The 12,744-nt window shown below is 54.7% G+C and carries 11 protein-coding genes and 1 tRNA gene; 10 read left to right on the top strand and 2 right to left on the bottom strand.

Translation table 11 applies throughout. The annotated features are described in order from the left end of the window. Positions 1–54 precede the first annotated feature (54 nt). The 5 genes from Q8902_08020 (at position 55) to rlmB (ending at position 5,106) form a co-directional block, all read left to right on the top strand. Positions 55–894 carry a 2-phosphosulfolactate phosphatase gene (locus Q8902_08020; GenBank protein ID MDP4199501.1) on the top strand — a complete coding sequence of 280 codons (840 nt, stop codon included), beginning with the start codon at positions 55–57 and terminating at the stop codon, positions 892–894. Positions 895–1,052: 158 nt separating this feature from the next. Beyond that, a complete protein-coding gene (locus Q8902_08015) occupies positions 1,053–1,541 on the top strand; it encodes a hypothetical protein (protein MDP4199500.1) in 489 nt (162 codons plus the stop codon). Between the two features lie 16 nt (positions 1,542–1,557). Continuing rightward, positions 1,558–3,747 carry a hypothetical protein gene (locus tag Q8902_08010; GenBank protein ID MDP4199499.1) on the top strand — a complete coding sequence of 730 codons (2,190 nt, stop codon included), beginning with the start codon at positions 1,558–1,560 and terminating at the stop codon, positions 3,745–3,747. Then, positions 3,747–4,319, top strand: a complete 573-nt coding sequence (locus Q8902_08005) for an LOG family protein (GenBank protein ID MDP4199498.1) — start codon at positions 3,747–3,749, stop codon at positions 4,317–4,319. The genes Q8902_08010 and Q8902_08005 overlap by 1 nt, the downstream gene beginning before the upstream one ends. Beyond that, positions 4,312–5,106 (top strand): 23S rRNA (guanosine(2251)-2'-O)-methyltransferase RlmB, encoded by a 795-nt coding sequence (gene rlmB / locus Q8902_08000; protein MDP4199497.1) that lies wholly within the window; start codon positions 4,312–4,314, stop codon positions 5,104–5,106. Before Q8902_08005 ends, rlmB begins: the two co-directional genes overlap by 8 nt. Here the strand turns inward: rlmB and rnr are convergent. Both rnr and Q8902_07990 read right to left on the bottom strand, forming a co-directional pair. Continuing rightward, positions 5,003–7,282 (bottom strand): ribonuclease R, encoded by a 2,280-nt coding sequence (gene rnr, locus Q8902_07995; protein ID MDP4199496.1) that lies wholly within the window; start codon positions 7,280–7,282, stop codon positions 5,003–5,005. The two genes, rlmB and rnr, sit on opposite strands and share 104 nt — an antisense overlap. Before the next feature lie 14 nt (positions 7,283–7,296). Next, entirely contained in the window at positions 7,297–8,139 is an 843-nt protein-coding gene (locus Q8902_07990; GenBank protein ID MDP4199495.1) for an aldo/keto reductase, read from the bottom strand. Positions 8,140–8,296: 157 nt separating this feature from the next. On the opposite strand from Q8902_07990, the gene Q8902_07985 reads away from it, so the two are divergent. From Q8902_07985 to Q8902_07965, 5 genes are all read left to right on the top strand, one after another. Further along, a tRNA-Ala gene (locus tag Q8902_07985) sits at positions 8,297–8,369 on the top strand. Positions 8,370–8,379: 10 nt separating this feature from the next. Next, positions 8,380–8,973, top strand: a complete 594-nt coding sequence (gene def, locus Q8902_07980) for a peptide deformylase (GenBank protein ID MDP4199494.1) — start codon at positions 8,380–8,382, stop codon at positions 8,971–8,973. A gap of 104 nt (positions 8,974–9,077) precedes the next feature. Next, positions 9,078–10,091, top strand: coding sequence for an ABC transporter ATP-binding protein (locus Q8902_07975; GenBank protein MDP4199493.1), 1,014 nt, complete (start codon positions 9,078–9,080; stop codon positions 10,089–10,091). A gap of 39 nt (positions 10,092–10,130) precedes the next feature. Then, on the top strand, positions 10,131–11,756 hold the full coding sequence (locus tag Q8902_07970) for a hypothetical protein (protein MDP4199492.1): 1,626 nt from the start codon (positions 10,131–10,133) through the stop codon (positions 11,754–11,756). 75 nt (positions 11,757–11,831) lie between these two features. Next, positions 11,832–12,731: a class I SAM-dependent methyltransferase gene (locus tag Q8902_07965; GenBank protein MDP4199491.1), complete on the top strand. Its 900-nt coding sequence runs from the start codon at positions 11,832–11,834 to the stop codon at positions 12,729–12,731. Positions 12,732–12,744: the final 13 nt, after the last annotated feature.

Raw genomic sequence — 12,744 nt, 5'->3', positions numbered from 1 at the left:
TCTTTTCACTTTCATGTTGGCGGCCAGCGGGGCCGAATTTGACCTAATATCATAGTGCAAGTCACTGCTTATTTTAGCCCGAATCATCTCGACGAACTCGAGTTGCGCGACAAGATCGTCGTTGTGATCGACGTATTGCGTGCCTCGACGACGATCACCTACGCGATGCGCGCCGGCGCCCGAGAAATTATCCCTGTGGCATCGGTCGAAGCGGCGATGAAGATCGTCGGCAATCTCCATTCGACCATGATGAGCGACCGCCCGGCAACAATTCTCTGCGGTGAACGCGGCGGCAAGCGGATCGAAGGATTCAAGCTCGGAAATTCTCCTTTGGAATACACCGAAGAGGCCGTTCGAGGAAAGGCGCTCATTCTGACGACGACCAATGGTGCGGTCGCCCTTACTAAAGCGAAACATGCGCGGCAATGCTTCGTCTCAAGTTTTGTGAACATGACTGCATCCGTCGATGCGATTGCTTCGATTCCTGGAATCGAAGCCGAGCAACTGGTGATCCTTACCAGTGGACGTGAAGAGGAATTCTCCCTTGAAGATGCGACCTGTGCAGGAATGTTGATCACACGGCTCATGACCCGTCTTGGGTCTCTACAGCTTTCGGACTCGGCACGCGCGGCACTTTCCGTGTATCACCAATATGGCTCGGACATTTATCGGACCTTGCTCGAATCCGACCATGGCCGCACACTATCCGAACTTGGTTTCGAGGCGGATATTCTCGCCGCCAGCCAGATCGACTCGATGCCGCTGGTACCAGTGCTCGAGCAAAACGCCATTAAGAAGAAACTGATCTTTTCGGAATCACTACGGGCCGAACTCGAAGGCCGAGGTATTCTCAGCACGGACGGGAAGGCTGCACGCGCCGTTCGTGTTGCCTGAACCAGCCTCAAACACGATGCGCGATGACCAAACGTGATACGCGGACTTTACCCAGTACCTCTCGCCTGCTATCTTTTTGGTTCGCTCTGGCCCTCGGCTCGTTCCTCAGCTTCATTCCAAGAAGTCCACTAAACGCCCAGTCGTTTAACATCGCCGGCATGATGCAGCACTCCACGCTTGAAGGTGGCTGCTGGTACCTTCAGGGCAACGATGGCAAGCATTACGAGCTATTCGGAGATTCCGGGACGCTCGCTCCGCTACTGATTAATGGTGCCATGGTGGATTTAGTCGTTGAACCCGCCAAGGGCGCATCGATTTGCATGATCGGCGAGATGGTGCGAGTGCTCCACATCGAGAGTGTCCATTTGCAGCCGACCGACCTGCCCGTCAATTTCATGATCCTCGATGGTATGATCCATCGGACAAAACGAGGGATCTGGTATCTGCAGAGCAAAGATGGAGCGCGCTATGAATTTCAAGTTCCACCGGCAAAACGCAAGCGCCATATCGGTGCGCATTTTCACGCCCGAGCGCGTGTCCTGATTGATCCCAAGAGCACGAAAGAGCAAATGGATGGCTTAATCCTATCCGATGCACCACCGCCAAAGCCAAAAATGGCGCCCGGCAAGAAATACGACTCGAGATAATTTGGTTAGAGCCACCGTGCGGGCCGCCGTTCTTTCTATCATTCTCTCGCTTCTGGGATTTGCCACTGTCCGGGCTCAAGTCTCAGGAAAGGCTGGTACTACCGCACCGATGGATACCAATCGTAGCTCGCCATCGCGCGACACAACGTTATCCAATTCACCACATGCGGAAGGTCTCTGGCGGAGGCCACAAGCCGACCGAAATGACGGTGATCTCTATGTTACGGGCGAAGCGATGCGCTATTACGCATCACCTTCCACACCGGCTGCTATCCTCGAAGCCACGGGTGGACCATTTCCGCTGATGCTCGGTGAGGAGGCTTATGGTCGAGAATCATTCGAACTCACCGCGCGGACGAGTGAAAGCCTTATATCCACGCTCATTGATGGTATATTGCCGATCAACAGCATCCTGAATGGGGCCAATTTATCGAATTACTATCCGCTCGATGCCTTCGATGATTTTCGGGTCAACAGCGCATCGCCAGGCGCGAGCATGACCGGAAGCGATTATGCTGCGAGCGATGTGACGAATGCCTCACTCGAACGGTTTCGTGCGCCGGTCCCGTATTCACGTGTCCATTACACTCAGGACTTGCTTCGTAGTTTTTCCGATTTTGATGGGATCTTCAGCTTGAATGCTACACAGGGCACCAATATTACTCTCGGTGTACATCGTCGCAGTGCCGGGCATGCTCCCGTTCCGAACGATCTTTCATTCGACCCTCGTGCCGATCTATGGAGTGCCCGTGGCTCGATGAGTTTCACCAAATATCTTGGGACCATACCTCATGATAGCACGTGGACGCAACACCGGATCGATTCGCTGCTTGCCACCTCAGACGCAAGAAGGCACACGCTGGATTTCTACCTCTGGGGCCAATATACAACGGCATTCAGTGGCCTTTCAGGCGGCATTGCTTCGCGCGATTCGATTGACATCTTCAACGAGCAATTGGCACCGATGATCGATCCGAACACATTCGATCATCGCGTTCGAATGGATGCTATCGCCAAACTGGACTTGCCACTCCTGGCCGAGGCACGGACCACAATTGCCGCCTTTGCCTCTGGCGAATCGCGACGGATCCTCTCGGCCGACTCCACATTTCCGATTTGGCTGCCTGAGCTCACAACCGGCACCCGCTACGGCGCGTCGCTTTCGCAGCCGATTGGGCTCTCGGTCGGCGATTTTCTTACCCGAGCGATGCTGCGTGGTGATATCGAGCTAACATCACGAGACTCTCAGTCCACGTTCACCCCGTCCGTGCGCGAAACACGACTGGCTGCGATGTTTTCGGACTCGCTCGCACTTCGGACTGCGCTGCGTGTGTCAATATTCGGGTTTGTTCGGACTGTCGAATCAAATCTTTCGCTCGATGGCGGACCAGTATCCTCGCTGGTGCTTCCAAGTCTTGGGCTGGCGGCAAGCGTGGGAGTGACGAACGCGCTCTCGTTCTCGGCAAGCTATCACTATGCAAAAGACAGGGCGGCACTGAGCCCATCGCCAGACGAGACGTATCAACTCCAAAATATCGGAGCCTGGATGGATCTGCGCGTGCCATTTTCGCGAGGCGATAGTATCGCGATCCATGCCGGTGTCCTCGATCGACATGAACCGGAAGGAATTGTAGATGTCATCGCCGCCGACTCGATTCATGCCCATCCTCGATTCTCGAACACCCCTCTCCACACGCAATCGGCCAGCGCGGCGATCGATGCATATGTTTCGCATTTTCATTTCGGTTATTCGCTCACGTATTTTCCGTCGTTATCGCCGATGAGTGCCTATGCCACTGCGTTTGCGACCCAAAACGCGTTGCCCCGACGGTTTTTCGGATGGGCGGGTATTTATTATGAGAACGAACTCGCGGAAGGAAATCTTCGGCTTGTTGCCGGACCCCGGGTACGGTTTACGAACACACTCAACCCGCAACTCACCTACGATCCAGCATCCGACTATTATGTCTATCGGGGATGGCCAGCCTCGACAGTCGATTCCGCGACGACGTTCCCCATGTCCGATTCACGCATCAATACTCCAAAGTACGTCATCGATGTTCTGCTATCGGCAGAACTCGACCGCCGGGCGCAGGTGAACTTGTCATTACTGAATATTCTCAGTACACCCTATTACAACGTGAGCATCTATCCGCGTCCGGGCTTTCACTGGCGGTTGGATGTCACCTGGGCATTCCTCGACTGATGAAGAAACTGGTTGCTGTTTTTGGACCTGCATCGTGCATCGAGGGTGATGCGCTATACACTGAGGCGCAGGAGCTTGGCCGAATGCTCGCGGAAGCTAACTTTTCAGTCGTCACCGGTGGCTATGAAGGCGTGATGGAAGCCGCTTCGAGGGGCGCGCACGATGTGGGTGGCACAGCGATCGGCGTGACTGCGGAAGTCTATTACGCTCGCGGGCGCGAAGCAAACCCATATCTCACACGCGAGATCCGCGTCAAGAGTGCGAACGACCGCACGATGGAGTTGCTCGATCTCCCCGATGCATTCATCGCGATTGGAAACTCGACCGGCACACTCGTTGAAGTCGCGCTCGCGTGGGACTATATGGTTAAGCGGTTCTTGCCGGAAAAGCCCCTCATCCTGCTGGGGACAAGCTGGCACAACTTCATCGACTGTCTATCGAAAGGATCAGACTTTCAGCGTACAATCCGCGTCGTCCATCCTGTACATTTTGTCCATGAAGCCGCCGAATATTTAAGAGAATTCTTTGGACCATCGGCACAGTTGCCATCTTTGGATGTAATCAATGTCTGAACAAAATCAATATGCCGCGGGTCGTCGATCAGCGCTCGAATTGCTGCGCGATGCCGAGTCGCGCGCGCGAATCGAGAAGGTCTATATTGCGCATGGTGTGCATGGGCCGCAGATCAGTGAGATTCTGCATCTCGTACGGTCGAACCGAGTCGCGCACAGCGAACTGGACCGCGCGAAATTTCGCGAACTGGAAAAGCGCGCCGCCAAAGGCACCGATTCGCAAGGGGTTATTGTCCTGCTCTCCCAGCGGGAGTATCTGGAATTAGAGGACGTCTTGGAGGCAAATCCGAACGCACTGCTTGTCGCTCTCGATGGCATCGAAGACCCGCACAACATCGGCGCGATCATTCGCTCGGCAGAAGCTGCGGGAGCCACGGCTATTCTGCTGCCGAAGCGCGGCGCGGTGCTCACCCCAGCGGTTTACAAAGCGAGCGCGGGAGCGGCCAGCCATCTGCCGATTGTCAAGTACGGAAATCTTGCCGAGACCATCCGAAAGCTGCAGGAAGAGTTTGGCGTTTCCTGTATTGGACTTGCGGGAGAAGCAACAGAATCGATTTACGAAATCGGGTTTACCGGACCGATCTGTCTCATTATTGGCAGCGAAGAAAAAGGTCTCCACCGCCTCGTCCGCGAGCGGTGCCAGCAATTAGCATCGATTCCGCTGGCCGGCAAGACGGCCTCGCTCAACGCGAGCGTCGCTTCGGGCGTGGCTCTTTTCGAGGCCGTCCGGCAACGCGCTCTTGGCGAAGTTTCGGCCGCCGAGCCTTCTCGCCGGCGAGCGGTTTGATCGTCTCGCCGTCGGATACATCCGCCAGGCGGAAGTCGATCTTCCGTTTCTCTTCGAGCACGCGGACAAGCTGCACGCGAACAGGATCGCCAATCCGGTAGCGTTTGCCTTCCGCACCGTGCATCCCACGCTTCTGTACCAGCGAGTAGTGCGCTTCATCGAATTCGAAATATCCGGGCAGCTCACGAATATGGACGAGTCCTTCGGCGCCCGATGAAATCGCCACGAATATCCCGAAGTGCGTCACACCCGAGATGATGCCATCGAACTCATCCCCGATTTGTGATTTCAGAATGTGGATTTGCGCGAGCTTGACCGATTCGCGCTCAGCTTCGGTTGCGCGGCGCTCTAACGCGCTCGTTTGGTCGGCAATATCCGGGAGTAACTCGAAATAGTGGTGCTCTCGCTCTCGGTTCATGCCGCCGGGCCGCTGATACTCCGCCAGCAACCGGTGGACGATCAGATCGGGATAGCGGCGGATCGGCGAGGTGAAGTGTGTGTAGTGCAAAAACGCAAGACCGAAGTGACCCACGTTATGCTCGGCATACACCGCCTTCGCCATCGCGCGGAGCATCAGTTGGTTGAGCAAGTGCTCTTCGGGCTTGCCCTTCAGCGTTTCCAAGAATTTCTGGACAACTTTCGGCGTCGGCTTCTCGGCGTTCAGTTTGTATCCTAAGGTTTTTGCCAGTTGCGCAACTTCGCGGACCTTCGCGGGATCGGGCTCGGCATGGATGCGATAGATAAATGGCCGTTCGCTTCCCTGCTTCGCTTTGCGCGCAATGAACTCCGCAACCGCGCGGTTCGCGGCAAGCATAAAGTCTTCGATCATCCGCATTGAGCCCAAACGTTCTTTGCGGATAGACTCGATCGGCTCTCCTGCCTCGTTGAAGTTGAACCGGAATTCTTCACTTTCGAAATCAATTGAACCGGCCTCGCGGCGGCGTTCGTACATTTTGAGCGAGAGCGCCCGCATCTCCTTGAGCAGCTTTGCGTATTTTCCGCGGCCAGTCTTTGTCCGTTGCTCCGCCTCGTCATACGAAAACCGCATGACGCTGCGAATCACCGTCTTCTTAAGCTCCGAGCTGATTACGATACCAGTCTTCGGGTCCATTCGCATGAAAACTGAGTAGGTCAACTTGTCCTCGTCGGGCCTAAGCGAGCACAACTCGTTCGAAAGCCGCTCGGGCAGCATCGGAATCACGCCACCCACGAGATAGACGCTTGTTCCCCGCTCCAACGCCTCTTTATCCAACTGAGAGTTTTCGGTCACATAGTGCGAGACATCAGCGATGTGAACACCGAGCGTGACCAAGCCATCATCATTGTGCGTGAGCGAGACGGCGTCATCGAAATCTTTCGCGTCCTCGGGATCGATCGTGAAGATGGTCTCGCGCCTGAGATCCAGGCGCTTCTGGATTTCCGATTCTGGAATTGTCGCTGGAAATCGTGCCACTTCCTTTTCCACAGACGACGGAAATTGTCTCGGCAGATTCAGCTCTGTAACGATCGACTCATTATCGAACGCACCGGGACGGGCTGGTTTTGCGAGGACTTCGAGCACAAAACCCTCGGGCTGGAGATACTCATCGGTCCATTCGTAAAGTTCAACGCGGACGCGATCACCCTCGCGTGCGCCGTGTAAGTCCTTGCGAGAGATAAAGACATCCCGTTTGATCTTTGCACCTTCCGGCCGTAGGAGAAATCCCTGCCGCGTGTGCTCGATCGTTCCGGTGACCTGATGCGCCGCCTTGCGAATGATCTCAAGGATTTCGCCCTGGGGACGCTCCCCTTCCTTTGGGGCAAGAAGACGAACCCGGACGTAATCGCCGTCCAACGCGGTCGCGAGATTTCGCGAGCGAACGAGTATGGTGTCGCCAACATCGAACTCCGCTGTCGGAGTCACGACTGCGTTACCGGTCGCCTGCATCCGAAGCTCACCTTCGATCTCGGAGAAGATCGGACGCGCCAGACCGTAACGGCGGCGCGATCCACGGACGATTCGTCCCTCCCCTTCGAGCGCGTCCAACATTCGACGCAAATCCTGATACTGCTCACTATCGGACTTGATTGCGAGCATTTTCGAGATCTCGTTAGTCTTGAAGTATTCTCCCGGACTATCACGGAGTAAATTCAGCAGGTCGTCACGGAGTGACACAGAGTTCTGGTTCTTTTTCATTGGTCTGACAGGGCCTATCTACCGTTTGACAACTGTTCGAACTCTTCATCCGAAAGTTCAATGGAAGCGGCCGCAATATTCTCTTCTAAGTGCTTGACCGAGAGCGTCCCCGGTATCGGCAACATCACTGGCGAGCGCCGTAAAAGCCACGCAATCGATATTTGAACGGGAGTCACGCCATGTCGCTCAGCAATATTGTGAAGCACGGGCGATTCGGCCTTCCCTTTTGCGATCGGATACCACGGGATGAAAGCGATGCCTTCTTGCTCGCAATATTCGAGCACAGCCTCATGCTTGCGTTCGATGATATTGTATTGATTTTGAACCGAGACTACCGGCACGATCTTTCTGAATCGCTCGATCTGTTCCACACTCACCTCCGAAAGGCCAATGTTCCGCGCTTTGCCGTCGTCGAGGAAGGATTTCAGCACTGCGGCCGTCTGCTCGATGGGCACCGCCGGATCCGTCCGATGCAACTGGTAGAGGTCGATTTGGTGTGTCTTCAGACGTTCGAGGCTTCCTTCGACCGCGTGCCGAAGGTAAGACGAATCGTTAATGGCGCTCGAATCCTTGAACGACATTCCGCCTTTGGTGGCGATCACAACCCCTTCTGGATATGGCGCGAGCGTCTTGCCGATCGTCTCTTCGCTCCGGGTGCTCTGGTAAAGCTCTGCGGTATCGATGAAATTAATCCCCAACTTGACTGCGCGCCGGAGCATGGTGTGGGCGGCCTCGGTATCAGTAATCCGGTTAGTGCCGAGTCCGATGCGGTTGACCATGAAGCTTCCGAGGCGAATTTGTCCTGGCTTTGCGGTCGCTGCGGAGGCCGCAACAGCGGCAGTAGGTGATTGTGTCATGGCTAATGTAGCGGTGATCGAAAAAAGTGCGCCGATGGCGATTGGCGGCCAAATTGGCTGCCAGAATGGCAGCCGGAACTCAGAAGCCGCAAAGAACATTCTCAGCCCCGCGAATAAACATTCGTCATTCGTAATTCGTCATTCGTAATTGCGAGCCGGGCCTGTAGCTCATCTGGTAGAGCGCGTCGTTCGCAACGACGAGGTAAGGGGTTCGAGTCCCCTCAGGTCCACAATAGTACTGTGCCAATACTTCCCATCTATACGTTCGATCACTCCGTTCTTCGGCAAGAAACGTCCCTTGTCGAGCAGGATTCTGCGGATTTGCAGAAGCTAATCAAGAATATGATTGGTACAATGCGGAACGCCGATGGGTTGGGTCTGGCCGCCAATCAAGTCGGGCGCTCGCTCGCCCTGACAGTGATCGATCTCAAGCATGTCCCCGGCATGGAAGAACGGGATTCTCTCGTGCTGATTAATCCGGCCCTGACCGGCACTGAGGGGGAATCGGTCTTTGAAGAGGGCTGCCTGAGTTTACCCGGAATTCGAGAAGAGATTGTACGTCCGGCACAAATCGGTGTTCGATTCCTCGACAAAAATCTGAAGGAAGTCGAACTCGAAGCCGATAAGATTTTGGCCCGTGTGATCCAGCACGAGATCGACCATCTTCACGGCAAGTATTTTATCGACTATCTCTCGCCCTTCAAGATCTCGCTGTTGCGCTCGAAACTCTCGCGGATGTCGCGCGGCGAAATGGACACGGATTATCCGCTGGCACCACCCGAGCCGCAACACGCGAAGCCAAAGAGCAAGGCCAAGCGGCTGCGTGGCATGTAAACCAGAATCAAGAGTACGCAGATGATGCGGATTCAGAGGATTGATTGTCAGGATTGGGTTTTGAGACTGCGCCGGATTATTAAGGTCTGCAACAATTGAATAATTTGAATCCACAGCATCCACATCAATCGCCGGAGCCGGATCTCGTACTGGAAGTGCGCGGCCTGAACAAGTCGTTTGGCGATACTGCCGCGGTGCGGAATCTCGACTTAGTCGTCAATCCCGGTGAGATGTTGGCCATTGTCGGACCAGATGGTGCCGGCAAGACGACGCTTATTCGGATGGTCTGTGGAATTACAAAGCCGGATGCCGGATCGATCATGGTCCTTGGTCTCGATCTATCGCACTATGCTTCCGAGATTAAGCCACGCATTGGGTATCTCTCGCAGCAATTCAGCCTCTACCTCGATTTGACAATCGACGAGAATATCGAATTCTTCGCGGAAATTCACGGCGTCAAGAACTACCAAACACGGCGTGATGAATTGCTCGAATTCACACGGCTTACTCCATTCCGCGAGCGACTCGCCGGGCAGCTCTCCGGAGGAATGAAGCAAAAACTTGCTTTGGCCGCCACACTGATTCACACTCCTGAGATTATCTTTCTCGATGAACCAACGACGGGCGTTGATCCGGTCTCGCGAAGAGACTTCTGGAAAATCCTTTCGTCGCTCACGGCGCAGGGCATGACGATTATTATGACGACGCCCTATTTGGATGAGGCCGAGCGAGCCTCACGCGTGGCGCTCATGGACCACGGGTCGGTCCTTATCGTTGATACGCCACAAGCCCTTCGAAAGCAGATGAAAGGCCAGCTTTTCGAAATTGTCACGCCGGACATCCGCAAAGCCATCGAACTACTCAAGGACAACACGCACGCGGTGCAGGCATTCGGCGATCGGCTGAATGTCATGCTGGACGCGGATTCGGACGAGGCATCGCTGCAAAACCGGCTCCATTTGGGCGGAATCCATATCGAGAGCCTTCGCAGCGTACAGCCGTCGCTTGAAAATGTCTTTATTTCACTACTGGAACGCACCCAGGCGGAGCACCCGGGCGAACGCCAAGCCGAACGCGGAACAGAGGAGGAAGAAACCAGTAGGGCAGCAAAAGCGTAGTATATTACCTTCGAGTCAAACCGTAATTCCAGATCGCCGATGAATACCCGTTTCCTCTCTGTTGTCCTGTTTTCTCTATTGCTGGCCGGATCCCTTCAGGCCCGTGAGTTGCACTATGCCGTTGATTTGGGCCAGACCCAAATGCATCAGGTCCACGTGACGCTGACCCTGGTTGGTTTCAAGTCCAAAAAGGCGGTTTTTCAAATGCCGGTCTCGGCTCCGGGAGCTTATAGCGTTACGCATTACGGACGATATGTTCGCGAATTCCATGCGTTCGATAAAGATGGCACCGAGTTGCCCGTCACGCAGGAGAACGAGGACCGGTGGGATATCGCCAAAGGACAAACGCTCGCCAAGATCGAATATGATGTGCTTGACTCGCATTCAGACACGACGAGTTTGTACTTCGCAATGGCGAATATGGATACGTCGCTCTTTTTTGCGAATGCCACCGCCCTATTCGGATACGTTAACGACGACAAGAAGGCGCCAGCTTACGTCCACTACGATAAGCCTGCCGCCTGGACGCTTGCCTGCGCGCTTCCGCCATCGAAGTCCGGTTACGGTCAAGATACAAACGCAACGTTCCAAAATACCGATTTTTATGCGAAGGACTACGATGCGCTTGCCGATGCACCTATCATGGCTGCACCGGGCGAGGGGCCCCCATATATGGTGACCCGCAGCTTCCGCGACGGCAAGGCGGTATATGATTTGGCGATCGCAAGCGACGTCATGCTCGCACCCGCGAAGATGGATTCTCTCACGTTGTATCTGCGGAAGATCGTCCATGCCGAAACGGATTTCTTCCATGACACCCCGTTCGATCACTATACCTTCGTGGTCTATGCACCGAGCCTGCGACGCACACCGAGCTATGCGCAAGGTGCGCTCGAACACATGAATTCGAGCGATTATATGCTGAGCAATTTTGCGTGGCCGATGCTCAAGCGATCGTTCATCAGCATCTACTCGCATGAGTTCTTCCATCTATGGAATGTCAAGCGCATCCACTCCGCTCTGCTGGGACCATTCGACTACACGAAGCGTGTGAAGACGACGAGCCTATGGCTTGCCGAAGGAGTGACCGAGTATTACGCGCACACACTGTTGACACGATATGGCATTCTGCCAGCGTCGTCGTTTTACGAAACGATCGGACAGTGGGTAGCCGCGATGCCACAAGTTAGAGACTCCGCGAGCCACAAATCGCTCGAACAACTTTCAATCGATGAGAGCGATTTCCACTTGGATGAAGCGGAGATTTTCTACATCAAAGGCCCACTCGTGGCGTTGATGCTCGATCTGGAAATCCGCAACAAAACAAATAACAAGCGATCGCTCGATGATGTGATGTTCGCGCTCAACAACGAGGCGAAGCACGGCAAGACGTTCAAGGACCAGGATCTGATCCACAAAGTTGAGCGGATTTCCGGGGTCGATCTTACGGATTTCTATAATCGCTACATTCATGGGACCGATACACTCCCGATGTCGCACTATCTATCGATGATCGGCGCCACGCCGCATCGAGAGAGCGAAGAGGCCGAGGTAGTACCGCCAGAAATTGCGAGCGGCAAAGCGAAGCGGGAAGGACCAATGCTGATCGATCTTGAAGCCCCACCAGCCGCCCAGGCGATGCGCAAGGGAATCGTTGGCGAGTAGTGAAGTAATTGAGGCGCAACAGATCGCGCTAGGCACTCGTTATTCGTTACCAATCACTCGTTATACCTGAAACAGTTGGACTTTCAGCCGGCGGACTTTGAATCACTTTCCTGCGATCTCTGCGGTGCAGATGCACCACGTCTGCGCTATGAGAAGCGGGGATTCCGCATCGTCGAATGCTCTCGGTGCGGCATGGTCTACACCAATCCGCGGCTGAAGGGTGCAAAGATCGGCGAGCTCTATGATGCCGATTATTTCCAGGGTCACGGATTCGATCAGAGTGTCAACTACGTCCGCGATGTCGATGAGTTTGGCGAACATAAAGCGTCTTATGATCTGCACGATTGGGATCTCGATACGATCCAGACCATGCTTGCCAAGCCTTCCGCTCGGTCGTTGCTGGAAATTGGCTGTGGTACCGGTGTGTTTCTCGCCAAGGCCAAAGCGCATGGATTCGATGTGCATGGGCTCGAACTCTCGGAGTACGCAGCCGGCTTTGTCCGCAACATGGGGATTCCGGTTGACACAAAGTCCATCGAAGATGCGGACTTTCCGCAAAACTCATGGGATGTGATTGTTATGCGCGAAGTAATCGAGCATTTACCACATCCGCTGGAATCGCTGAAGACCATCCACGGCTGGCTCAAACCCGGGGGTGTTCTCTTTATGGCGACGGGCAATTACAACTGCCCGGAGCGGAAGATCAAGGGTAAAGACTGGTTTTACTTCATGCCCGAAGGTCACCTCTATTATTTCTCGAACCGGACGATGCGAAAGTATCTGCGAACGGCCGGTTTTCGGACTATCCGCGTGACGAATCAAGGCGATATGCTGATGGAGTTGCTGCGAAAGCGGGGCATCCTCGAGGCAGGTCAAGCGGCTCCCCGCAACGCAGTCAAACGACTGGTGTTCTATCTGGTGCGTGCCGTCAATCATTTCATTTCGAGTGGGATGAGAGTGTACGCGGTGAAATAATGCGAGTTGAGTG

The organism is Bacteroidota bacterium (genome assembly GCA_030706745.1).
Taxonomy (GTDB): Bacteria; Bacteroidota; Ignavibacteria; order Palsa-1295; family Palsa-1295; genus PALSA-1295.
The sequence above is the reverse complement of the archived record's forward strand: the minus strand, read 5'-3'. Positions and strand labels throughout refer to the sequence as shown.